The sequence below is a fragment of the Streptomyces sp. NPDC002809 genome (genome assembly GCF_040295435.1).
Classification (GTDB): domain Bacteria; phylum Actinomycetota; class Actinomycetes; order Streptomycetales; family Streptomycetaceae; genus Streptomyces.
Genome location: NZ_JBEOVJ010000004.1, coordinates 198,312 through 221,401, shown reverse-complemented (window position 1 = coordinate 221,401; position 23,090 = coordinate 198,312). Strand labels below are relative to the sequence as shown.

Genomic DNA, 23,090 nt, shown 5'->3' with positions numbered 1-23,090 from the left:
ATTGTGTTCCTCGCACCGGCGAGGCCCGCAAGCCGACGCGGTCGGCTCACCCGAGGGGCGGCCCGCAGCGCGGCTGCCTAGCGTGGGCCCGTGAGCACAAAGGGATCGGACGGCCGGAGCGGTGCGGGAGTCCGCGTCGCGCACGGCTGGGGCGACGCACTCCTGACCGTTCTCGCGGGACTCGTGGTCATGTGCGTCACCGCCGCCCTCGGCCTGTGGGCGGCAGGCGCGGCGGAACTCCCCGGCGGCTCCTTCCCCCGGGTGGTCGCGGCCGTCGTCGTCATGGCGGCGGGCGGGTCGGTCGCCCTGTCGGGGAACGCGGGGGAACTCGCCAGGACGCACGCGGACATCTCGGCGCTGCCCCTCTCGGTCACCCTCGTCGGCGCGCTGGTCCTCGCCGCCGGATTTCTGCGCCCCCTGAGACACCGCGCCGTCGCCACCAGCCGCGAACTGGCCGGCTGGGCCGGCCGGATCGCGCTGCTGTGGGCTCTGGTGCTCATCGGCCTGTCCCTCCTGGCCCGGCAGACCTTCGACGTCTCCGCCGCCGACCCGACGGGCGGACTCATCGGTGACGTGCTCGACGCCTCGCCGCAGGTCGGATTCCGGGCCGAGATCCCGCTGACGGCGGTCCTCGGTCTGCTGTGGCCGGCCGGCGTCCTCGTCCTGGCCCTGCTCGTCTCACGCGGCGCGCCGCTCCCCGTCCGGCTGGTGCGCTTCCAGGAGTCGGTGCGCCCGGCCGCGTACGCGATGGTGGCGCTGTTGCTCGCCTATGTGCTGGTGGGTCTGGTCATCGCACTCGTCGTCGTCGTGACCCGGGGACAGCCGGCCGAGACGTTCGCGGTGATCCTGCTCGGACTGCCCAACCTCGTGTGGCTGGTGTTCACGCTGAGCCTCGGGGCGTCCTGGGAGGGAAAGGTGGACGGGCCGTTCGGGCTCCCGATGCCTCAGGTATTGGACTCCGTCCTGCGGACTCCGGACATCTCCACCCTGAACATCAGCACGCTCGCAGAGCAGGACGGCCGCGTCTGGTGGTGCGTCGTCGCCGCCGCACTGTTCACCCTGGCCGCGGCGTTCCTGATGGCCGCACGCTCACCGGCCCGGATGCGCCCCTGGCAGCATTCCCTGCACATGGCGGCGGCGCTCGTCCTCACCGTCCTGACCGTGTGCCTGCTCGTCAGGATCTCCGCCCACTACGGACTGTCCCTGCTGGGCCTCGGAGACCTCGGCGGCGGGCTGGGCGGCGAGGTGCTGCTGCGCCCGCGTCTGTGGGGCGCGCTCGGCCTGGCCGTTCTGTGGGGTCTGGTGACGGGCTTCCTGGGCGGGCTGCTCGCTTCCCGCGTGCACCGGCGCGGCGAGGTGGTCCCGCCGGACGGGCATCCCCGGAAGTAGGGGATGCCCGCCGCAAGCACAGGGGACTCGCGCTGTCAGGCCCGGGACAACTCCCCGACCCTGTGCGGGACTTCGACAGGCGAACCGACAGCCCCGCCCGTTCGACGCGACGGCGCCGCAGCGGTGCGCGTCCGCCGTCCCGTGCCAGGGCCCGGCTCAGCCGGTGACCAGGACCGTGACCCAGTCTGCCGAGGCGTCGTGCAACGCGTCACCGGCGTAGGAAACCGTGTAGAGGGTGCTGCCGGCGGCAGGCGGTGCATCCGTCACGGTGAAGTCGCCGTCGGGGCCGACGAGGGCGGCGGGCAGGTCGGCGACGCCCGTCCTCGACCAGCGCTGGACGGCGACGAGGGTTCCCTCGGGCAGCGGCGCCCCGGCCGTGCTCAGGGTGCCGTGCACAACCACCCCCGCGGTGGTCCCGCCCTCGGGCCGGCCGAGCGTCAACTCCGTCGGAGCCCTGGTCACTTCCACGTCCACCGTGGAGTCCGGGGCGGGGTCGTGCGCGGCGTCGCCCGCGAAGGAGACGGTGTAGGTGGTCTTCCCGGTGGTGGACGGGGTGTCCTCAAGCGTGAAGGTGCCGTCCGGGCCGACGGCCGTCTCCGGGACCGTGTGGTCGCCGTCTGCATCGTGGCGCACGGCCCTCACCCGCGCCGGCTCGGTGGGGCCCGGACCGTTCAGCCGCAGTGTGCCGGAGATCCGCACGGCCTGGCCCGCGAAGGGAGTGCCGGGCTCCACGGTCGGCGGGCCCCCGAACGCGGAGTGGTAGCGGGCGCCGGGGTTGGCGATGATGTGCAGCCAGTAGGAGTTCTTGGCGGCGTTCGTGGTCATGGCGAACAGCCGTGAGCCGTCCGGGCTGAAGGCGAGTCCGCGGTCGGCCACCCGGTCTCCGCCCGCCGATCCGTCGGTGAAGGCGTACCCCCGCGGCGTGTCGCCCTGCGCGGGGGTGGCCCGCTGGACCAGCAGGTCGGCGGACGTGCCGTCGACCGCGCCGCCGCGGGCGACGAGTGAGCCGTCCGGGCTGAAGGCGACCGCGGTGGAACTGGTGCCTGCGGGCAGCGAACCGTAGCCGGGCGCCGCGTCGGTGAGGTCGGTGGTGGACAAGGTCCTGGTGCCGGAGGCCCCGGCCGCGACCGCCACCAGAGAGCCGTCGGGGCTGACGGCGACGTCCTTCGGCGGGGCCGCCGGGTCGGTGGCGGCGGTGTACGTCCGCAGGGCCAGCTGCTTGGTGTAGGCGGTGGTGGCGTCGTAGACGCCGACGGCCAGCTTGGGCGTCCCGTAGGTCGCGTAGGCCTGGACGAGCTTGCCGGGAAGTCCCGGCGACGTGGCGAACTTCCCGCTCACCAGGCTGCCGCTGTCGGTGAAGGTGCCGCCCGTGGGGGCTCCGCTCCACAGGGTCTGGACCTCGGTGGAGCAGTCCTTCGGGTACTCCTGGCCGCCCATTCTGGTGGCCCACAGCCGACCGCCGGTGATGCCCAGGTCGCCGGAGCACAGGCCGTCCCTGAAGTCGCTCTTCACCCACCCACCGCCTATGTACGCGAAGGTGTCGGGGTCGAAGATCAGTACGTAGTCGGCTACGGCCACGTAGAGGATGCTCCCGTCCGCCGAAAGTGTCATGGCACCTGCGGCGGTCATGGCCTCGGTGGTGACCGTGCGGAGCAGGTTGCCGTCGAAGTCGTACACCAGGATCGCGTGGACGGTCGCCGACAGGCCGCCCGTGGTGACGTAGACCCGCTGGCGCGCCTCGTCGACCAGCATGCGCGAGTAGGTGCCGGTCGGCAGTTCGACCGCGACGTCGGACGGTTCGCCCGGTTCGGCCGCCTGGGCGCCCGGTGTTCCCGTGGTAAGTGCGGCGGCGCTGAGCGCGAGTGCGACGAGCAGACCTCTTGCGCGTCTGAAACGGGCGTGACTGCAGCCGTTCAAGTGGACCCCCCACTGTCGTTCCGGACGTCGCCGTGCGGGCGACATCCGGAAATTAGCAGGATGCAGAGGCTCTTGGGGAAGGTCCGCGGTGACTCGGCACGGCGCCGCGGGGCCCGGCGTGGTGGGGGCGTCGAAGCCCGGACCGGTGGTCTGCGGCGCCGAGTGGCTGTCGTGACCTCAGGGTCCGGGGCCGGTCGGTCAGGGCCGCCCGTCAAATCATGCCGGGTTCCGCGGGGTCCGGGACAGTACATCCGGCGCAAAGGACCGTCTTCCTCCCGCAGGCCGGGCGAGCCCGTCCGGGCGGCGGCCTACGGGACAGCCCTCAGAGGTTCCGGCTGTCCGGCTGTCCGGGAAACACCGGCAACGCCCACCGCGGAGGCGCGGGCGGCGGTTCGGGACCCGACTGCCATCCGCCGATGCGCCGGTCCACCCGCGTCGGCGGATGGACGTCCCGCACTTCGCCCCTGGCCGCAGCGCGCAACGCGGCCACGAACTGCAGGCAGGAGTCGTAGCGGTCGTCCGGGCTCTTGGACAGGGCCTTCGCCAGGACCGTGTCGATGCCCGTCGGGAGGTCCGGGCGCAGCCCCGTCAGCGGCGGTGGCGGATCGAACTGGTGGGCCCACAGCAGTGCCACGTCGTCGTCCCGCCGGAACGGCGGGGCGCCGGCCATCGTCTCGTGCACGACACAGGCGAGGCTGTACACATCGCAGCGCCCGTCCACCGGGCGGCCCGAGATCTGTTCGGGCGCCACGTAGTCGAGCGTTCCGACGAACTGTCCCACGGAGGTGAACCCGGTCAGCGAGAGCGACTTCTTCGTCAGGCCGAAGTCCGTCAGGTAGACATGCTCCGGATGGTCGCTGTCCGTGCCTGCCGCGACCAGGATGTTGCCGGGTTTGACGTCCCGGTGCACCAGATCGTGGTCGTGGGCGGCATCGAGCGCCGACGCCACCTGGGCCGCGATCCGGACCGCGGTCCCGAGGGGGAGCGGCCCCTGCCGGTCGATGAGAGCACGCAGATCCTGACCGGCCACGTAGCGCATGGCGATGTAGAGGATGCCCTCTGTCTCTCCGGCCTCGAAGACCGGCACGATGTGCGGGTGGTCGATCGCGGCCGCCACCCGCGACTCATGCGTGAACCGCTTGCGGAAGGTGTCGTTGCGGGCGAGTTCGGGGGCGAGCAGCTTGAGCGCGACCGTGCGGTCCAGCCGCAGATCCCTGGCCCGGTAGACGACCGCCATCCCACCGCGGCCGATCTCGTCCTCCACCAGGTAGTCCGCGATCTGCCGGCCGATCAGGTCGGAGGGCCGTCCGGGAGGCAGCGAGGAGTCGTCCGGTGAGCCGGTGGCCGGGGCCATCACGCGTCACCCGGCCGGGTCCGCGGATGCGCGGCGGGGTCGACGAGCCTGGTCGCCTCCGGTTCCGGGGCCTGTGCCGGCGCCTGCGTACCGCCGTCCGACGGGGCCCGGCTCGGGCGACCGGGGCCGGCCGGTGCCGCGTAGGTGCTCATCCGGGTCCCGTCGGTGTACACCCAGCGCTCGTGCTCGGCGTCGTACAGCCACACGGCCTCGCCGTCGACGACCACGCCGGCGCGCAGCCCCTGGGTGCGTCGTCGGAAGGCCTCACCGTCGATGCGGCCCTCGGCGAGCTCCTCGGATGCCCGGCGGAATCGGTCCAGCGACTCCTGGACCCGGGCGATCAACGGCCGTGGGTCGGCCGTGCGGGCCATCGGCTGACCGGCCTGCGGCGGGTCGTGGGGTACGGACACGAGGAGCCGGCCGTCGACCCAGGCCGACCAGCCGTTGGCGCACAGCACCTGCCCCCAGTCGCCGCGCCGGTCGAGCAGCTGCACGGGCAGCAGCGGGTCGAGCGGTTCGGCGGGCCGGGAGACATCGGGCGCCTCCCAGGCCGGGAGCCCGTCCCGGGGTACTACATGGGTGGGGCGGAAGTCCTCGCTCGCCATGGGCCGCTCCTACTTCCGCATGATGGCGGGCTCGTGCCGGCGCAGGAGCCTGGCCACCGCGAATCCGAAGACGGCGGACAGCACCAGCAGCATCCCCATGTCGAGGAGCCAGATTCCGGCGGAGTGCTCGAACAGGGGGTCCGAGGTCAGCTTCCCGGGCACGATCCTGGCCAGGTCGATCGTCCCTGCCATGGCACCCAGCGCCCAGCGGGAGGGGACCAGCCAGGACAGCTGCTCGACGCCGGGCACCCCGTGCAGCTTCAGCAGCGCGCCGCAGAAGACGACCTGGACGATCGCGAGCAGCACCAGGAGGGGCATGGTGACCTCCTCCTTGCACACCAGCGCGGACACCAGGAGGCCCAGCATCATCGCGGTGAAGGACAACAGGGCCACCGTCAGGGTGATTTCGGCAAGGGGCGGCAGGAGCACCCCTTGCCCGCCCGGGGCGTTGAGATCCACACCCACCAGACCGACCAGGGTCAGCACGACGGCCTGGAGCACCGTGATGGTGCCCAGGACCACGACCTTGGACATCAGATACGCGGATCTGGACAGGCCGACCGCACGTTCCCGCTGGTAGATCACCCGTTCCTTGACCAGTTCCCGGACGGCGTTGGCGGCGCCCGTCAGCACACCGCCGACACACAGGATGAGCAGCGCGTTCATCGCCGTCTCCTGCGTCAGCCGACTTCCGGCGAGGGCCCGTGTCATGGCGCCCATCACGAACGGCAGCGCGATCATGATGACGAGGAACGTCCGGTCGGCGCTCAGCGCGGCCGCGTACCGTCGCACGAGGGTCCGCAGCTGCGCACTCCAGCTGCGGGTCTTCGGCGGCGGTGCGACCGCCGCGGCCGCGGCGTGCGGCAACTGGGGCTGCGAACTGGCGTTGTCGATGTACCGCCGGTGGAAGGGGGAGGCGGTGAACTCCTCGGCCCAGGGCCGGTCGCGGTCGTTCTCGAAGGCCTCGAACGCTTCCGGCCACTCGGCGAAGCCGAAGAAGGCCAGCGCGTCCTCGGGCGGGCCGTAGTAGGCGATCCTCCCACCGGGTGCGAGCACCAGCAGCCGGTCGCACACGTCCAGACTCAGCACACTGTGCGTGACGACGATGACCGTGCGCCCGTCGTCGGCGAGGCCGCGCAGCATGTGCATGACCGAGCGGTCCATGCCGGGGTCGAGGCCCGACGTCGGTTCGTCGAGAAACAGCAGCGACGGTTTCGTCAGCAGCTCAAGCGCCACACTCACCCGCTTGCGCTGGCCACCGGAGAGACTGTGGATCGGCTGGCCGGCCCGCTGTTCGAGTCCGAGTTCGCGCACCACCTCGGCGACCCGCTCGCGCCGCTCCGACTTGGCGGTGTCCTGGGGGAAACGGAGCTCCGCGGCGTAACCCAGCGCTCTTCGTACGGTCAGCTGGGCGTGCAGGATGTCGTCCTGGGGCACCAGCCCGATGCGCTGACGCAGTTCGGCGTAGTCGTGGTAGAGATCGCGGCCGTCGTAGAGGACGGTCCCCTCGTCGGCAGGGCGCAGCCCGGTCAGGGCGTTCAGGAGGGTGGACTTGCCCGCACCACTGGGCCCCACCACACCCAGCAGGCACTTCTCGCCCACCGGGAAGGTGACATGGTCCAGCAGCGTCTTGCGCCCTCTGTCGACGGTCACTGCCAGGTCCTGGACGTCGAGCGACACCTCACCGGTGTCGACGAACTCCTGAAGCGTGTCCCCGACCAGGCAGAAGGCGGAGTGTCCGATACCGACGATGTCTCCGGGGGAGACGGGTGCACGGTCGGCAGGCTGGCCGTTGAGGAAGGTGCCGTTGTGCGAGCCGAGGTCGACGATCTCGTACGTGCCGTCCGTGTGGGACAGCAGCTCGGCATGGCGGCGCGAGACGCTCAGGTCGTCGACGACCAGGTCGTTCCCGGGACCGCGGCCGATCCGGACGGTACGGGACGGCAGCGGCCGGACGGAGGTCGGCTGCCGGAACGTGCCGGTCGCGGCGGGCACGGAGACGGCCGACGGACGGTCCGGAGCGGGCGCCGGTGCGGGCCGGACCCTCAGCACGGCCTGCGCCCCGTCCTCCGGGTGGCCGAAGCGGATGAGGGTGCCGGGCCCGACGTCCGATTCATGGATCCGCCGGCCACCGGTGTAGGTGCCGTTCGTGCTGCCCTCGTCCTCGATCGTCCAGCGGCCGTCCAGCGGCCTGAGCACCGCGTGATGCCAGGAGACCCGGCCGTCGTCGATGACGATGTCGCTCAAAGGGTCGCGGCCGACGTGGTATTCCCGGCTCGGACTCATCACCGTGGGTCCTGCGTCGGTTTCGAGTACCAGCTCGGGCGCAGTCGGCGCGACAGGCCGCTCTCCCATGCCCGAATTCTATCGACCGGTACGGTTATGTGCCCGACCAGTCGGCTGTGTGCGCGGGCGTACGGGGGAGGAGCGGAGCCGTCTCCCCCTGTACCGGCATGTGCGGGGGGAGACGGCTCACGTCAGGCGCTCAGGGCATCGGAGACGACGGCCTTGGCCTCCTCCTGGACGCGGGCGAGGTGCTCGGTGCCCCGGAAGGACTCCGCGTAGATCTTGTAGACGTCCTCGGTGCCCGAAGGCCGTGCCGCGAACCAGGCGTTCTCCGTCGTCACCTTGATTCCACCGATCGCCGCCCCGTTGCCCGGCGCCGAGGTGAGGACGGCCGTGACCGGTTCGCCCGCCAGGGTGCCGGCGCTGACCTGCTCGGGGGACAGCCGTGCCAGCACGGCCTTCTGCTCGCGGTCCGCGGGGGCGTCGATCCGGGCGTACGCCGGCTCACCGAACCGGGCGGTCAGCGCGGCGTAGTGCTCGGACGGTGACTCGCCCGTCACCGCGAGGATCTCGGAGGCGAGCAGGGCCAGCAGGATGCCGTCCTTGTCCGTCGTCCAGACCGACCCGTCACGGCGCAGGAACGAGGCCCCGGCCGACTCCTCGCCGCCGAAGCCGAGCGACCCGTCGGCGAGGCCGTCCACGAACCACTTGAAACCGACCGGCACCTCGACAAGCTGCCGGCCGAGATCGGCGGCCACCCGGTCGATCATGCCGGACGACACCAGGGTCTTGCCGATGCCCGCACCCGCCGGCCAGCGGTCCCTGTGCGTATACAGGTAGTTGATGGCCACGGCGAGGTAGTGGTTCGGATTCATCAGCCCCGCGTCCGGGGTGACGATGCCGTGCCGGTCCGCGTCGGCATCGTTGCCGGTGGCGATCTGGTAGCGGTCACGCTGCCCGATCAGTGAGGCCATCGCGTACGGCGAGGAGCAGTCCATCCGGATCTTGCCGTCCCAGTCCAGCGTCATGAACCGCCAGGTGGGATCGGTGAGCGGATTGACGACGGTCAGGTCGAGCCGGTGCTGCTCGGCGATGCGGCCCCAGTACGCGACCGAGGCACCGCCCAGCGGGTCGGCGCCGATCCGTACCCCGGCCGCGCGCACCGCGTCCAGGTCGAGCACCGACGGCAGGTCCGCCACGTAGGCGCCCAGGAAGTCGTACGTTCCGGTCGACGGAGCGGCCAGCGCCCTGACGTACGGCATGCGGCGCACGTCCTTGAGACCACCGGTGATGATCTCGTTGGCCCGCTCCTGGATCCAGCCGGTCGCCTCCGACCCGGCCGGGCCGCCGTTCGGCGGGTTGTACTTGAACCCGCCGTCTCCCGGCGGATTGTGCGAGGGGGTGACCACCACACCGTCCGCGAGGTGCGAGCCGCGGCCGCGGTTGTACGTCAGGATGGCGTGCGAAACCGCCGGCGTCGGGGTGTAGCCGTCGGCGGAGTCGATGAGCACGGTCACGTCGTTCGCGGCGAACACCTCGACGGCCGTCACCCGCGCGGGCTCGGAAAGTGCGTGGGTGTCGGCCCCGAGGAAGAGCGGCCCGTCCGTGCCCTGCAGCGCCCGGTACTCACTGATCGCCTGGCTCGTCGCCGCGATGTGGTCCTCGTTGAACGCGGTGGACGTCGACGACCCGCGATGCCCGGAGGTGCCGAAGGCGACCCGCTGGCCCGGATCCGCCGGATCCGGGTGCAGCGTGTAATACGCCGTCACCAGCCGTGCCACATCGGTCAGGTCTTCCGGACGTGCCTGCTGTCCGGCTCGTGTCTGCGGCATCTGCCACTCCTCCGTATCGGTCGGTCGGTACGATCTGCCCGCCCCGCTATTTTCGCCGGCCGTCGGCGTGGGCGGGTGGCCGCCCCGCCGCACGGACGGCCACCGCCGCCGCGTATCCGGCGGGTACCCCGACATCGGTGACCGTCCAGCCCGCCGGCCCCGGCCCGGGCCGGGGACCGGTGCCCACGTGCTCGGCCGCGAGGCCGCCGGCCAGGCCGATGCCCTCGCCCTTCAGGTAGGCCTCCTTACGGGTCCAGACCCGGCCGAAGGCGGCCGGCCGCTGCTCGTCGGGAAGCTGCGCCAGCTCGCGGGACTCCGCCGGGTGCAGCTGACCGGCGATCCCGGACACGACTCCGGGCTCCGGAATCCGCTCTACGTCCACGCCCACCGGCACGTCCGCGAGCGCCAGCAGCGCCACTCCGCGCGTGTGCGACAGGGAGAAGTGCACACCACCACCTGTCGCGGGACGGCCGTGCGGGCCACCACAGGACGGACACGGCTCGCGAGTGAGGGGCACTGCACCGGGAGCGACGCCCAGCCGGGCCCCGAGCAGCAGCCGCAGGGCCACATGCGCGGCGACATAGCAATCGCGGTCGGCCGCGCCGGCCAGCCGCGCCGCCCTGTCGAGTTCACCGGCATCGAGGATCTCCGGGGCGAGCCGCTGCGCATGCCCGCCGTGCCGCGCCGCGTCCACCAGCCACAGTGAGGGGACGCCGGGCGGAAGGCGGAAGGGGGCGATCCGGTGGTCGTCCTCGGGGAATGCGAACATGCCGGGCTGATACACCGTTACGTCGATTCCTTCGCCGGGGAGGGCGCCGTGAGTGCGTGTCACGGCGGAGTGGTCACCGATATCCTATGGAGATCCGGACAGGGTCCGACGTACGTTCGACCACGGTGTGGCCAGTTCATCGCGCTCACGAGGTGCGGCGGGCTTTTCGGGCCACCGGCCCCTTCGGACAGGAGACCCCGGATGTCATCGGACAGCCACCCGCACTCGGACGCGGTACTGCTGCGGGAGGCGCGCGTCGAGGACGCCGACCGCCTCACCCGGATCTTTCTCGATTCGCGCGCCGCCGCACTGCCCTACCTGACACGGGTGCACAGCGACGAGGCGACACTTGGCTGGATGACCCACGTCGTACTGCCCGACACCGACGTCTGGGTGGCCGAGCTCCCGGAGGGCGGGGGAGAGGCGGAGCCGGTCGGTTTCGTCTCGGTCGACGGCGATGAGCTCGAACACCTCTATCTGCGCCCCGACATGCGGCGCCGGGGCATCGGGACGCTGCTGCTCGCGAAGGCCAGGGAGCGCAGCCCGCAGGGGCTCGCCCTGCACACCTTCCAGCGCAACTCCGGTGCGCGCGCCTTCTACGAGCGGCACGGCTTCACCGCCGTCGAGTTCGACGACGGCAGCCGCAACGAGGAGAACGAGCCGGACGTCAGATACCGCTGGAGCCCGGTGGGCTGAACCGGGGGATTCCAGCGGTGCGTTGAACCTGCGCGTTGATCCGGTGGGCTGGATCCGGCGGAGCCCAGCGGCGCGTTGATCCGGTGCGTTGATCCGGCGTGTTGATGCTGCGCGTTGATCCGGTGGGCTGGATCCGGCGGAGCCAGCGGCGCGTTGATCCGGCGCGTTGATCCGGTGGGCGTACGCGACCGGGGGGAGACGAGCGGGGCCCGAGGCCACGGGCGCCGCTCGTCGTCGAGCCGTGATCATCTGGTCGATCGGTGAGCCGGGAGCCCGGAGACGATGTACCGGCCCCACGCGGCGCGCGCACGGGCCGTGGCCAGCACTGCCATGGCGGCGGTGGCCGCCGCAGCGATCGCGAAACCGTGGTGCGCCCCCCCAGGCGTCCACCGCGCGACCGGACATCGCTCCGCCCCGGCCGAACCCGCGGCACTCGCCGAGTTCAGCAAGGTGAACGCCTGGGTCGGAGCGGCCCGGTCCACGGACGCCGCAGTGAGCACGGAGGAGAGCACCAGGACCGGAGGGACGGCCGGACCGGTGACAGCGGGCACGAGCCCTGGCTCCGCGCATGAGCCGACCGTGAGCAGCGGCAGGCAGCTGAGCGCCAACCATGCTGTCATGAAGGACAGTTGTACCTGTGGTGCGCCCCGCCACCGTCGCAGACCGTAGAGCCGGCCGGCCGGCAGGCCGGCGCAGTTGGACAGCACGTGGAGCGGCGCGGCCGTCTCCGCCGCGCCGCGCTCCACGGCGAAGGCACCGAGACCTGCATGGCGCCGAAGTGCAGGCCCGGGTCGAGGTCGACACCGACCTGCACCGCGAACCCCCGCCGCCGCAACGGACGGCCCGCACGTTCGCGCTCGGCGGCTCCGGTCGTCGGGGGTGCTGTGCGGCGCCGCGAGACGCTCCGTTCGGCGGGCCGGCCGGTCACCCCGCCTCCCCTCCGAACTGGCACCTTTCAGCGGCTTGCATATGTGCGCAAATTCCTTGCGTGACGTCGGGGTGTGTGGACTGCTGCGCTCTGTGGCGCCAAATGCCATGCATGTCATGCAAGTTGTGGCGGCATGACGGAGTCCGTTTAGGTTCCATCTTCTGTCGGAACAGTGGACGGGTTCTCATTTCTCTGCAACTCTCTGACCGCAAAACGCAAAAGTCCATCCTGTTGGTGCAGGAATTCATGCCTTCAACAGGTACGCAGACAGAGCCGCGCCTTGGTCGCGCCCTGCGCCGAGGCCGAAGATCGGGGACATATGAGAACGCAACGCTGGCGACGGCGGGTCGTTTCCGCCACCCTCACCACCAGCCTGCTCGTGCTCGGCTGGCCGGCGCTCAACGCGTCGGCAGCCGGCGGCCCGGACATCGCCGCCGGTCACAGGACGGCAGCGAGCGGTGCCGGCGGCGGGAGAGCCGCCGGGAACATCGCGGACGGAGACCAGTCGACGTACTGGGAAGGGGCGGGCAGTGCCCTGCCCCAGTGGGTGCAGAGCGATCTGGGCAAGGTCACCCGCATCGACAGGATCACCCTGAAGCTTCCCGGGGAGTGGAAGAGCCGCCGCCAGACCCTTTCGCTCCAGGGCAGCGCCGACGGCACCAGCTTCACCACGCTGAAGACCTCGGCCTCCTACACCTTCGCCCCGGGCAGCTCAAACAAGGTGACCATCGCCATCCCGGCGACCCGGACACGGTTCGTGCGTGCGAGCATCACCGCGAACACGGCGTCGAAGAACGGCCAGCTCGCCGAGCTGGAGGTCCGGGCGGCCGCCGAGTCGTCCGTGAACCTGGCGGCCGGCCGCACGCTCACGGCCAGCAGCCACACCCAGACCTACGTGGCCGCCCAGGCCAACGACGGTAATGCGGCCAGCTATTGGGAGAGCCGCAACGGCGAGCTCCCGCAATGGATCCAGGCCGACCTCGGCTCCTCGGTGCGGGTGGACAGGGTGGTCCTGCGGCTGCCGGACGGCTGGGAGACCCGCAGCCAGACGCTGAAGATCCAGAGCAGCACCAACGGCACGGACTTCAGCGACGTGACGCAGCCCACGGCGTACACCTTCAGCCCCACGGCCGGTGAGTCGGCGACGATCCCCTTCGACGCCACCACCACCCGCTATGTGCGCGTGCTCGTCAGCGCCAACACCGTCCAGCCGGGCGCCCAGGTCTCCGAACTGGAGATCTACGGGCCCGAGTCGGGCGACACACAGGCGCCGACCGCACCCTCGCAGCTGGCGTACACCGAACCGGCCACCGGTCAGGTCAAGCTGACCTGGAAGGCGGCGACGGACGACACGGCCGTCACCGGCTACGACATCTACGCCGACAACGCCCTGCTCACCAGCGTGGCGGGCAACGTCACCACGTTCACCGACACCCGTCCGGCCGGCACCACCGTGTCGTACTACGTCCGCGCCAAGGACGCGGCGGGCAACGTCTCGGGGAACAGCAACACGGTGACCCGGACGGGAGACACCGGCGACACCCAGGCGCCGACCGCACCGGCGAACCTGAGCTTCACCGAAGCGACCGCCGGGCAGATCAAGCTGGTCTGGCAGGCGTCCGCCGACAACAAGGCCGTCACCGGGTACGACATCTACGCCAACAACGTGCTGCGCAAGAGCGTCGCCGGCGATGTCACCACCTACACGGACACGCAGTCCACCGGCACCACGGTCTCCTACACCGTCCGGGCCAAGGACGCGGCGGGCAACGTCTCGGGCGACAGCAACACCGTCACCCGTAACGGCAGCACCGGCGCGGCGTCCAACCTCGCGATCGGCAAGCCCATCACCGCCTCGTCCGTGGTCCACACGTTCGTGGCGGAGAACGCCAACGACAACAGCGTGACCACCTACTGGGAGGGTGCCGGGGGCAGCTACCCGAACACCCTGACGGTGAAGCTGGGTGCCAACGCCGACACGCAGAGCGTCGTCGTCAAGCTCAACCCGGACAGCAGCTGGGGTGCCAGGACGCAGAACATCCAGGTCCTCGGACGGGAGCAGAGCGCCTCGGCGTTCACCGGCCTGGTCGCGGCCAAGGACTACGCGTTCAGCCCGGGCAGCGGCAACACGGTGACCATTCCGGTCAGCGGCCGGGTCGCCGACGTCCAGCTGAAGTTCAACTCCAACACCGGCTCGGGTGCCGGTCAGGTCGCGGAGTTCCAGGTGTTGGGTGCCCCGGCGCCCAACCCGAACCTCCAGGTCGGCTCGGTTACGGCGGCCCCGGACGCGCCCGTCGAGTCTGACCCGGTCACGCTCACCGCGACGGTGCGCAACAGCGGTTCGGTCGCGGCACCGGCGAGCAAGGTCGAGTTCCGGCTGGGCGGCACCAAGGTCGCCACCGCGTCCGTGGGCGCGCTGGCGGGAGGGGCCTCCGCCCAGGTCAGCGCCGAAATCGGCCCGCGCGACGCGGGTACGTACGCCCTGAGCGCGGTCGCCGACCCGGCGAACGAGGTCATCGAGCAGAACGAGAGCGACAACACCTACACGAGCACGACCGGCCTCGTCGTGAAGCCGGTCGCCAGCTCGGACCTGGTCTCCACCGGGGTCAGCACCTCCCCGTCGGCCCCGTCCGCCGGTCAGAACGTGGCCTTCTCGGTCGCCGTCAAGAACCAGGGCACGGTGGCGTCCGCCGCCGGCGGCCATGCCATCACGCTGAACCTGCTCGACTCCAAGGGCGCCACGGTGAAGACCCTCACGGGCACCTACACCGGGTCGATCGCCGCGGGTGCGACCGGCGCCCCGGTGAACCTGGGCAGCTGGACGGCGGTCAACGGCTCGTACTCCGTGAAGACGGTGATCGCCGACGACGCCAACGAGCTGCCGGTGAAGCGCGAGAACAACAGCGCCACCAGCTCGCTCTTCGTCGGACGCGGCGCCGACATGCCGTACGACATGTACGAGGCGGAGGACGGGGTCGCCGGCGGCGGCGCGCAGGTAGTCGGCCCGAACAGGACCGTCGGCGACGTCGCGGGCGAGGCGTCCGGCCGCAAGGCCGTCACCCTCAACGGCACCGGCAACTACGTCGAGTTCACCACCAGGGCCAGCACCAACTCCCTGGTGACCCGCTTCTCCATCCCGGATTCCGCGGGCGGCGGCGGCATCGACTCCAAGCTGAACGTCTACGTGGACGGCACCTTCCTCAAGGCGATCGACCTCACCTCGAAGTACGCGTGGCTGTACGGCGCCGAGACCGGGCCGGGCAACTCCCCGGGTTCGGGTTCGCCGCGGCACATCTACGACGAGGCGAACATGCTGCTGGGCAGGACCGTGCCGGCCGGCAGCAAGATCCGGCTCCAGAAGGACGCCGCGAACACCAGCACCTACGCGATCGACTTCATCAGCCTGGAGCAGGCGACGCAGATCCCGAACCCGGACGCGGCCGCCTACGCCGTTCCCGCCGGGTTCACCCACCAGGACGTCCAGAACGCCCTCGACAAGGTCCGGATGGACACCACGGGCAAGCTCGTCGGTGTCTACCTGCCGGCCGGTGACTACCAGACCGCGAGCAAGTTCCAGGTCTACGGGAAGGCCGTCAAGGTCGTCGGCGCGGGTCCCTGGTACACCAGGTTCTTCGCACCCTCCGGCCAGGAGAACACCGACAACGGCTTCCGCGCCGAGGCCGGCGCCAAGGGCTCGTCGTTCGCGAACTTCGCGTACTTCGGGAACTACACCTCGCGCATCGACGGCCCCGGCAAGGTGTTCGACTTCTCCAACGTCTCGGACATCGTGATCGACAACGTCTGGAACGAGCACCAGGTGTGCCTCTACTGGGGCGCCAACACCGACAGCATCACCATCAAGAACTCCCGCATCCGGAACACGTTCGCCGACGGCATCAACATGACCAACGGCTCGACGGACAACCATGTCGTCAACAACGAGTCCCGGGCCACCGGTGACGACAGCTTCGCGCTGTTCTCGGCGATCGACTCCGGCGGCGCGGACATGAAGAACAACGTCTACGAGAACCTCACGTCCCTCCTGACCTGGCGGGCCGCGGGGATCGCCGTCTATGGCGGGTACGACAACACCTTCCGCAACATCCTCATCGCAGACACCCTGGTCTACTCCGGCATCACGGTCAGCTCGCTGGACTTCGGCTACCCGATGAACGGTTTCGGGACCGATCCGACAACGGTCGAGAACGTCTCCGTGCTCCGCTCCGGCGGCCATTTCTGGGGGTCGCAGACTTTCCCCGGCATCTGGCTGTTCTCCGCCTCCAAGGTCTTCCAGGGCATCCGGATCAACCACGTGGACATCGTCGACCCGACGTACAGCGGCATCATGTTCCAGACCAACTACGTGGGAGGCCAGCCCCAGTTCCCGATCAAGGACACGATCCTGACCGACATCTCGATCTCCGGCGCGCGCAAGAGCGGCGACGCCTACGACGCCAAGTCCGGCTTCGGCCTGTGGGCCAACGAGATGCCCGAGGCCGGCCAGGGGCCCGCCGTCGGTGAGGTGACCTTCAACGGCCTGAAGCTCAGCGGCAACGCCCTGGACGTGAAGAACACGACGTCCACCATGAAGATCAACATCAACCCGTAGCAGGAGCCGTTCCCAGGGGCACCGTCCGGCTTGCCGGGCGGTGCCCCGTGCTGCGTGCCCGCAGGCCGTCGCACGCCGCGTGCGAAGAGCTGTCAAACTTTTACGAAAACTGCGCGAGATATTGCGTTCACATGTTGCCGCTGGTTGAGTGTGCCTCGCCCCGGCAGAGAGTCGGCCGAGGGCCATCCACGCTCATGCCCAAAGGGGACCATCGATGAGAAGTGCTGGGTTGCGCCGCACACGCCGTATCAGCCGTGCCTCCGCGGCTGCCCTTGTCACCGCACTTGCCCTGACCTCGCTCGCCTCCTGCGGCACGAGCAGCAGCAAGGACGAGGACTCGAACAGTGCGTCCAAGGGATCGTCCGACCCTTCCGCCCCGCTCGATCCGAAGGCGAAGGTGACGATCTCGATCGACTGCATGCCGCCGGCGGCCAAGGCTGCGGAGCTCCGCGAGTGGAACGAGGACATCAAGACGTTCAACAAGAAGTACCCGAACGTCACGATCAACGGAAAGTCCACCCCCGGACAGTGCAACGAGCCGCCCCGCTTCACCGCCATGCTGAAGGGGAAGTCGCAACCCGACGTCTTCTACGCCTACTTCACCGACCTCCAGCAGGTGCTGGACAACGACGGGGCCGAGGACATCTCCGCCTACGTCACCGACAGGACCGTTCCCGCGCTGAAGGACATCCAGCCCCAGGTCGTCGACGTGGCCCGCAAGGACGGCAAGCTCTACGCCCTGCCGACCAGCAACTACACCATGGGCCTGATGATCAACCGGAAGCTGTTCACCCAGGCGGGTCTCGACCCGAACACCCCGCCCGCCACCTGGGACGAGGTCCGCACCGCGGCCAAGAAGATCGCGGGCCTGGGCAAGGGCATCGCCGGCTTCGGTGAGTACAGCGCCGGCAACAACGGTGGCTGGCACTTCGCCGCCACCCAGTACGGCCTCGGAGGGGATGTCGTCGACGCCTCGGGGAAGAAGGCCGCCTTCAACGACGCCTCCGGCAAGCAGGTCCTCCAGCAACTGCACGACATGCGCTGGGAGGACGACAGCATGGGCAAGACCCAGCTGCTGAAGTGGGGTGACCTGCAGAAGCAGATATCCAGCGACAAGCTGGGCATGTTCCTCGCCGCCCCCGACGACATCACCTACATGGTGCAGCAGCTCGGAGCCACGTACGAGACCTTCGGCCTGGGCCCGATCCCCGCCGCCAAGGGAACCCTGTTCGGCGGCAACAACTACATGATCAAGAAGGGTAGTTCGCCCGACCAGATCAAGGCCGCCGTCGCCTGGCTGAACTTCAAGAACCTCAGCCCGGGCAAGGGCCAGTTCGACTGGGCCCGCACCAAGGCCGACAAGCTTCCCGTCGGGCTTCCGCAGCCGAACTTCTTCCTGGGTGACAGCAAGGCCAAGGACGACGCGTCACGCACCACCAACGCCTCGATGCCCATCGAGAACTTCAAGGCCTTCATGGACAACCCCGTCCAGGGCAAGGCCGAGCCGCCGAAGGCGCAGGAGATCTACAAGATCCTCGACAACGCCATGTCCGGCGTGCTGACCAATGAGGACGCCGACATCGACAAGCTGCTCTCCACCGCCGAGCAGCAGGTCAACCAGGTTCTGGCGAACCAGTAACGGACGCGCGGGACCGGGTCACGCGGACCCGGTCCCGCATCCGGACCCGTCCGACTGCGCTCGAAGTTCACCGGCACCGAGGAGATACACCATGTCGGCCCCTACTCTGTCCTCCCGCAAGGCGACCGGGCCCCGCCCAGGACATCCGGCCCCCGCCCGCAGGAACTCCGCCCGCGAGGAGTTCCTGCGCGCCGTGCGCCGCAACATCTCCGCACACGGCTTCCTGATCGGAGCGGTGCTCTGCTTCTCGCTCTTCTCCTGGTACCCGATGGTCCGGGAGTTCGTCCTGGCCTTCCAGAAGACCGAGGACGGCGAGACCACCTGGGCCGGCTGGTCCAACCTGACCTACGTCTTCAACGACCCGGCGTTCTGGCAGGCCTGGCGCAACACCCTGCTGTTCACCGTCCTCGCCCTGCTGCTGGGCTTCGTCGTCCCGTTCGTCGTCGCCGTCGTCCTCAACGAATTCCGGCACGGGCAGGGCTATCTGCGGCTGCTGGTCTACCTCCCCGTGATGCTGCCGCCGGTCGCCTCCGTCCTGCTCTTCAAGTACTTCTACGACCCCGGATACGGACTCTTCAACCGCATCCTGGACGTCTTCCACCTGCCCGCCCAGCAGTGGCTCCAGGACACCGACACCGCCATGCTCTCGGTCGTCATCGCGGCGACCTGGATGAACATGGGCGGCGCGACCCTGATCTACCTGGCCGCACTCCAGGGCATCCCGGGGGAGCTGTACGAGGCGGCCGAACTGGACGGTGCGGGGCTGCTGCGCAAGGTCTGGCACGTCACCATCCCGCAGACCCGGCTCATCCTCTCGCTGCTACTGCTCATGCAGGTCATCGCGACGATGCAGGTCTTCACCGAGCCGTTCCTGCTCACCAACGGCGCCGGCCCGGAGGGCTCCACCACCACCGTCGTCTACCTCATCTACCAGTACGCCTTCAACTTCAACAACTACGGCAGCGCGGCGGCACTCGGCCTCGTCCTGCTCGTCGTCCTCGCGGGATTCTCCGCGGTGTACGTACGACTGAGCCGCAGCAGCGAAGACTAGGACGGGAGCACGACCATGGCATCGAACACGCTTGTCTCCCGGCGCGGGAGCGAGACGCGCGGAGCGGACCGGCGCAGGTCCGCACGCGCTGCGGACCTCGGGCGCCAGCGGACCCTGATCTCGCCGGCCCAGCTCGGCAGACCCCGCGGCAAGGCCTTCTACTGGATCGTCTTCACCGTCGTGATCATCCTGTTCACGGTGGCCTTCCTCGGGCCGCTCTACTGGATGGTCACCGGTGGCCTCAAGACCACCCAGGAAGTCGTGCAGAGCCCGCCCACCGCCTTCCCCAGTTCGCTCCACACCGAGAACTACAGCCAGGCCTGGACCGTGATGGACCTGTCCAGACTGCTGTTCAACACCCTGTACTACGCCTTCGGCGCGCTGGCCTTCCAACTCGTCTTCGACGTCGCGGCCGCGTACTCGCTGTCCAAACTCCGGCCGGTGTTCGGCAAGGTCATCCTCGGGATGATGCTGGCCACCCTGATGATCCCGGCCACCGTGCTGGTCGTACCCCAGTACCTCACCGTCCTGGACGTCCCGGTCTTCCAGCGCAATCTCGTCAACTCGCCCTGGGTGATATGGCTTCCGTCGGTAACCAACGCCTTCAACATCTTTCTGCTGAAGCGGTTCTTCGACTCCATCCCACGAGAACTCCTCGACGCCGCCGCGATCGACGGTGCCTCGCCGCTGCGCACCCTGCGCTCGATCGTCCTGCCGATCTCCCGGCCGATCCTCGGCGTCGTCTCCATCTTCGCCGTCGTCGGGGTGTGGAAGGACTTCCTCTGGCCGATGCTCACCCTGCCCGACCCCAGCAAGCAGACCCTGAACGTGGGCATCTACTCACTGGCCAGCGGTGTACCCGAGAACGTCCTCATCGCCGCGCTCACCATCGCGTCGATCCCGACGCTGCTGATCTTCCTGCTCTTCCAGCGCAACATAATGAGCGGTCTGACCGCAGGCGGCCTCAAGGGCTAGGGCCCTGCGCCCGGACCAGGCCGGATCAGGGAGCGGGGCCAGGCGTACGTGCCGGGCCCGCGAGCCCGGCCTGATCCGAACGAGAGGCCCTGGCACCCTCACCAGGACCGTGCCCCATCCAGGACCGCGCCCCGCAGCGCCGGGGTCCCGTCCGCCGCCTTCCCCTCAGCACTCCGCCGCCGGCCCTCCCGTCCTGCCCCGCTCGCCGGGCCGGCGGCGGAGTCCCACCTGCCCGAAAGGAACGCCACGTGGCAGCCAACCGTCCGTCCGAGGTCACCGCGAACTGGTGGCGAGACGCCGCCATCTACCAGATCTACGTACGCAGCTTCGCCGATGGCGACGGTGACGGCACCGGCGACCTCGCAGGGGTCCGGGCCAAGCTGCCCTACCTCGTCGAACTGGGCGTGGACGCACTCTGGTTCACCCCCTGGTACCTCTCACCGCTCGCGGACGGCGGCTACGACGTGGCCGACTACCGCACCATCGACCCGGCGTTCGGTACCCTCGCCGAGGCGGAGAAGCTGATCGCCGAGGCCCGTGAACTGGGCATCCGCACCATCATCGACATCGTGCCCAACCATGTGTCCGACCAGCACGCGTGGTTCCGGGCCGCCCTCGACGCCGGCTCCGGCAGCCCCGAGCGAGACCTCTTCCACTTCCGTACGGGACGCGGCGCCGACGGCGAGATCCCGCCCAACGACTGGGTCTCCGAATTCGGCGGCACGCCCTGGACCCGGCTGGACGACGGGGAGTGGTACCTCCACCTCTTCGCCACCCAGCAGCCCGACCTCAACTGGGCACACCCGGCGGTCCGTCAGGAACACGAGGACGTGCTGCGCTTCTGGTTCGAGCGCGGGGTCTCGGGCGTCCGGATCGACTCGGCGGCCCTGCTCGCCAAGGACCCGGCGCTGCCCGACTTCGTCCGGGGCAGCGACCCGCACCCCTTCGTCGACCGTGACGAGTTGCACGACATCTACCGCTCCTGGCGTGCCATAGCCGACGAGTACGGCGGCGTCTTCGTCGGCGAGGTGTGGCTCCCGGACACCGAGCGGTTCGCCCGCTATCTGCGCCCCGACGAACTGCACACCGCCTTCAACTTCAACTTCCTGGCCTGCCCCTGGGACGCCGGGCTGCTGCGGACCGCGATCGACGGCACACTCGCCGAGCACGCGGAGGTGGGCGCACCGGCCACCTGGGTCCTGTGCAACCACGACGTGACCCGCACCGTGACCCGCTACGGCCGGGCGGAGACCGGGTTCGACTTCGCCGCGAAGGCCTTCGGAACCCCGACGGACCTCGTCCTCGGCACCCGCCGCGCCCGCGCCGCGGCCCTCCTCTCCCTGGCCCTGCCCGGCGCCGCCTACCTCTACCAGGGCGAGGAGCTGGGACTGCCGGAGGCCGACATCCCGCTGGACCGCATCCAGGACCCGATGCACTTCCGCAAGGGCGGCACCGACCCCGGACGCGACGGCTGCCGGGTACCGCTGCCCTGGTCGGCGCAGGAACCGTACGCAGGATTCGGCGCCGCCACCGCGCCCTGGCTCCCGCAGCCGGCCGGCTGGTCCGCGTACGCCGCCGACCTCCAGGGCGGCGACCCGGACTCGATGCTCAGTCTGTACCGCGAGGCCCTGCGACTGCGCCGGACCGAACCAGGGTTCGACACGGCGGGCGAGCCCGGGATACGCCGGCTGACCTGGCTGGACGGGGGGCCCGAGGTGCTCGCGTTCACCCGGACCGACGGTCTCGTCTGCGTCGTCAACCTGGCCGCCGAGGCCGCCGAGCTGCCCCCGCACGCCAGGGTCCTCCTGGCCAGCGGCCCCCTGGACGAGACGGGGAGGCTGCCGCAGGACACCGCGGTCTGGCTTCGCGTCTGACCGCCCGGCCCAGGCCAACGTGCCCACGGACCCGGTCGCGCGCGGCACGACCGGGTCCCGCAGGATCGCGGGGGAGAGAGGGCTGCGGCACAGTGGGGCATATGGACGCACCGAACGATCTGAATGCCCTGGCCGACGAGCACCTGGCCGCAGCCCGCACCTCCCCGCACGGCCGCAGCGCCCACCTCCTGCTCCATGAGGACCCGCTGCGCCAGACCGTCATCGCACTGGCCTCGGGCCGAGCCCTCGACGAGCACAACGCCCCGCCCGCCGCCTCCCTGCAGGTGCTGCGTGGCTCGGTGCGGCTCACCGCCGGGTCGGGCGATGTGGAACTCGCCGCCGGACAGCTGCACCCGATCCCGCAGGAACGGCACGGGCTGCTCGCCCTGGAGGACGCGGTGGTGCTGCTGACGGCCGTCAACGGCTGACGGTCCGGCCGCCCGGCGCGGCTGTGGTGGTCGGCGAAATCCCCTGCGGCACCTTGTGGGAGCGCTCTCAGGATCGGCAGGATGGGCCGGTGACCCTGCTTCCCGGCCCACGGGCCTATCAACCGGACGACCGCGCGGCCCTCGCCGACATCTGCGTCCGCACGGCCGACAACGGCGGCGACTCCCGGCACCTGTACCCGGACCACGAGCTGATGCCGTCGATCTTCGCCACGCCCTACGCCTACCTCGAACCCGACCTGGCCTTCGTTCTCGACGACGGGACGGGCCGGGCGGTCGGATACATCCTCGGCACCGCCGACACGCCCCGCTTCGTGACGGAGTTCCGCACACGCTGGCTGCCCCTGGTCGAGGACCGCTACCCGCGGCCGGACGGAGCGCCGCGGACGCCCAGCGACGCGATGATCGGCCTCCTGCACAACCCGGAGCGGATGGTCCTGCCCGAACTCGTCGACCATCCCGCCCACTTGCACATCGATCTGCTGCCCGACTGGCAGCGCCGGGGGTACGGGAAGGAGCTGATGCGCACCTTCCTCGCGGCCCTGAACGCCAAGGGTGTCAAGGGCGTTCATCTGTCCATGCTCACCTCCAACACCCCGGCCAGGGCCTTCTACGACCGGCTCGGTTTCGCCGAGACCGAGGTCCCGGACCCCGGCCCCGTCACCTACCTCGTGCGCTCCACGGTGGCGGACCTGTAGTCCGTCGCCGCCGCCGCGGGTG

General features: G+C 70.1%; 16 protein-coding genes. 9 read left to right on the top strand and 7 right to left on the bottom strand.

The window, feature by feature from the left end; all coding sequences use genetic code 11:
• Nucleotides 1-90: 90 nt before the first annotated feature.
• On the top strand, nt 91-1,389 hold the full coding sequence (locus tag ABT025_RS04650; RefSeq protein WP_350989792.1) for a streptophobe family protein: 1,299 nt from the start codon (nt 91-93) through the stop codon (nt 1,387-1,389).
• 156 nt (nt 1,390-1,545) lie between these two features.
• On the opposite strand, the gene ABT025_RS04645 is transcribed toward ABT025_RS04650, so the two are convergent.
• The 6 genes from ABT025_RS04645 to ABT025_RS04620 form a co-directional block, all read right to left on the bottom strand.
• Nucleotides 1,546-3,306, bottom strand: a complete 1,761-nt coding sequence (locus ABT025_RS04645) for an Ig-like domain repeat protein (RefSeq protein WP_350989790.1) — start codon at nt 3,304-3,306, stop codon at nt 1,546-1,548.
• A gap of 322 nt (nt 3,307-3,628) precedes the next feature.
• Nucleotides 3,629-4,660, bottom strand: coding sequence for a serine/threonine-protein kinase (locus tag ABT025_RS04640; RefSeq protein WP_350989788.1), 1,032 nt, complete (start codon nt 4,658-4,660; stop codon nt 3,629-3,631).
• Complete coding sequence (locus ABT025_RS04635; protein ID WP_350989786.1) at nt 4,660-5,265, bottom strand: hypothetical protein; 606 nt, start codon at nt 5,263-5,265, stop codon at nt 4,660-4,662. The genes ABT025_RS04640 and ABT025_RS04635 overlap by 1 nt, the downstream gene beginning before the upstream one ends.
• A 9-nt stretch (nt 5,266-5,274) precedes the next feature.
• On the bottom strand, nt 5,275-7,620 hold the full coding sequence (locus ABT025_RS04630; RefSeq protein ID WP_350989784.1) for an FHA domain-containing protein: 2,346 nt from the start codon (nt 7,618-7,620) through the stop codon (nt 5,275-5,277).
• Between the two features lie 122 nt (nt 7,621-7,742).
• Nucleotides 7,743-9,383 carry a phosphoglucomutase (alpha-D-glucose-1,6-bisphosphate-dependent) gene (gene pgm / locus ABT025_RS04625; RefSeq protein ID WP_350989782.1) on the bottom strand — a complete coding sequence of 547 codons (1,641 nt, stop codon included), beginning with the start codon at nt 9,381-9,383 and terminating at the stop codon, nt 7,743-7,745.
• Between the two features lie 46 nt (nt 9,384-9,429).
• Entirely contained in the window at nt 9,430-10,152 is a 723-nt protein-coding gene (locus ABT025_RS04620; RefSeq protein WP_350989780.1) for a 4'-phosphopantetheinyl transferase family protein, read from the bottom strand.
• A gap of 201 nt (nt 10,153-10,353) precedes the next feature.
• Between ABT025_RS04620 and ABT025_RS04615 the strand changes: the two genes are divergently transcribed.
• Entirely contained in the window at nt 10,354-10,848 is a 495-nt protein-coding gene (locus ABT025_RS04615) for a GNAT family N-acetyltransferase (RefSeq protein ID WP_350989778.1), read from the top strand.
• A gap of 245 nt (nt 10,849-11,093) precedes the next feature.
• On the opposite strand, the gene ABT025_RS04610 is transcribed toward ABT025_RS04615, so the two are convergent.
• Nucleotides 11,094-11,468, bottom strand: a complete 375-nt coding sequence (locus ABT025_RS04610) for a hypothetical protein (RefSeq protein ID WP_350989776.1) — start codon at nt 11,466-11,468, stop codon at nt 11,094-11,096.
• A 627-nt stretch (nt 11,469-12,095) separates the two neighbouring features.
• Between ABT025_RS04610 and ABT025_RS04605 the strand changes: the two genes are divergently transcribed.
• From ABT025_RS04605 to ABT025_RS04575, 7 genes are all read left to right on the top strand, one after another.
• On the top strand, nt 12,096-16,385 hold the full coding sequence (locus ABT025_RS04605) for a discoidin domain-containing protein (protein ID WP_350989774.1): 4,290 nt from the start codon (nt 12,096-12,098) through the stop codon (nt 16,383-16,385).
• Between the two features lie 214 nt (nt 16,386-16,599).
• On the top strand, nt 16,600-18,024 hold the full coding sequence (locus tag ABT025_RS04600; protein ID WP_350989772.1) for an extracellular solute-binding protein: 1,425 nt from the start codon (nt 16,600-16,602) through the stop codon (nt 18,022-18,024).
• A gap of 91 nt (nt 18,025-18,115) precedes the next feature.
• Nucleotides 18,116-19,075, top strand: a complete 960-nt coding sequence (locus ABT025_RS04595) for a carbohydrate ABC transporter permease (RefSeq protein ID WP_350989770.1) — start codon at nt 18,116-18,118, stop codon at nt 19,073-19,075.
• Between the two features lie 15 nt (nt 19,076-19,090).
• On the top strand, nt 19,091-20,050 hold the full coding sequence (locus tag ABT025_RS04590) for a carbohydrate ABC transporter permease (RefSeq protein ID WP_350989768.1): 960 nt from the start codon (nt 19,091-19,093) through the stop codon (nt 20,048-20,050).
• Nucleotides 20,051-20,298: 248 nt separating this feature from the next.
• The gene (locus tag ABT025_RS04585) at nt 20,299-21,924 is read left to right on the top strand and encodes a glycoside hydrolase family 13 protein (protein WP_350989763.1); all 1,626 of its coding nucleotides are present in this window, start codon (nt 20,299-20,301) and stop codon (nt 21,922-21,924) included.
• A 101-nt stretch (nt 21,925-22,025) separates the two neighbouring features.
• Nucleotides 22,026-22,352, top strand: a complete 327-nt coding sequence (locus tag ABT025_RS04580) for a cupin domain-containing protein (RefSeq protein ID WP_350989761.1) — start codon at nt 22,026-22,028, stop codon at nt 22,350-22,352.
• Nucleotides 22,353-22,441: 89 nt separating this feature from the next.
• Nucleotides 22,442-23,068, top strand: a complete 627-nt coding sequence (locus ABT025_RS04575) for a GNAT family N-acetyltransferase (RefSeq protein WP_350989759.1) — start codon at nt 22,442-22,444, stop codon at nt 23,066-23,068.
• Nucleotides 23,069-23,090 lie beyond the last annotated feature (22 nt).

What these genes read in the sequence shown, in the direction of transcription:
- ABT025_RS04635 (WP_350989786.1), bottom strand. Translation starts at nt 5,265, where the DNA reads ATGGCGAGCGAGGACTTCCGCCCCACCCATGTAGTACCCCGGGACGGG.
- pgm (WP_350989782.1), bottom strand. Translation starts at nt 9,383, where the DNA reads ATGCCGCAGACACGAGCCGGACAGCAGGCACGTCCGGAAGACCTGACC.
- ABT025_RS04580 (WP_350989761.1), top strand. Translation starts at nt 22,026, where the DNA reads ATGGACGCACCGAACGATCTGAATGCCCTGGCCGACGAGCACCTGGCC.
- ABT025_RS04595 (WP_350989770.1), top strand. Translation starts at nt 18,116, where the DNA reads ATGTCGGCCCCTACTCTGTCCTCCCGCAAGGCGACCGGGCCCCGCCCA.
- ABT025_RS04615 (WP_350989778.1), top strand. Translation starts at nt 10,354, where the DNA reads ATGTCATCGGACAGCCACCCGCACTCGGACGCGGTACTGCTGCGGGAG.
- ABT025_RS04630 (WP_350989784.1), bottom strand. Translation starts at nt 7,620, where the DNA reads ATGGGAGAGCGGCCTGTCGCGCCGACTGCGCCCGAGCTGGTACTCGAA.
- ABT025_RS04610 (WP_350989776.1), bottom strand. Translation starts at nt 11,468, where the DNA reads ATGACAGCATGGTTGGCGCTCAGCTGCCTGCCGCTGCTCACGGTCGGC.
- ABT025_RS04600 (WP_350989772.1), top strand. Translation starts at nt 16,600, where the DNA reads ATGAGAAGTGCTGGGTTGCGCCGCACACGCCGTATCAGCCGTGCCTCC.
- ABT025_RS04605 (WP_350989774.1), top strand. Translation starts at nt 12,096, where the DNA reads ATGAGAACGCAACGCTGGCGACGGCGGGTCGTTTCCGCCACCCTCACC.
- ABT025_RS04640 (WP_350989788.1), bottom strand. Translation starts at nt 4,660, where the DNA reads ATGGCCCCGGCCACCGGCTCACCGGACGACTCCTCGCTGCCTCCCGGA.
- ABT025_RS04590 (WP_350989768.1), top strand. Translation starts at nt 19,091, where the DNA reads ATGGCATCGAACACGCTTGTCTCCCGGCGCGGGAGCGAGACGCGCGGA.
- ABT025_RS04620 (WP_350989780.1), bottom strand. Translation starts at nt 10,152, where the DNA reads ATGTTCGCATTCCCCGAGGACGACCACCGGATCGCCCCCTTCCGCCTT.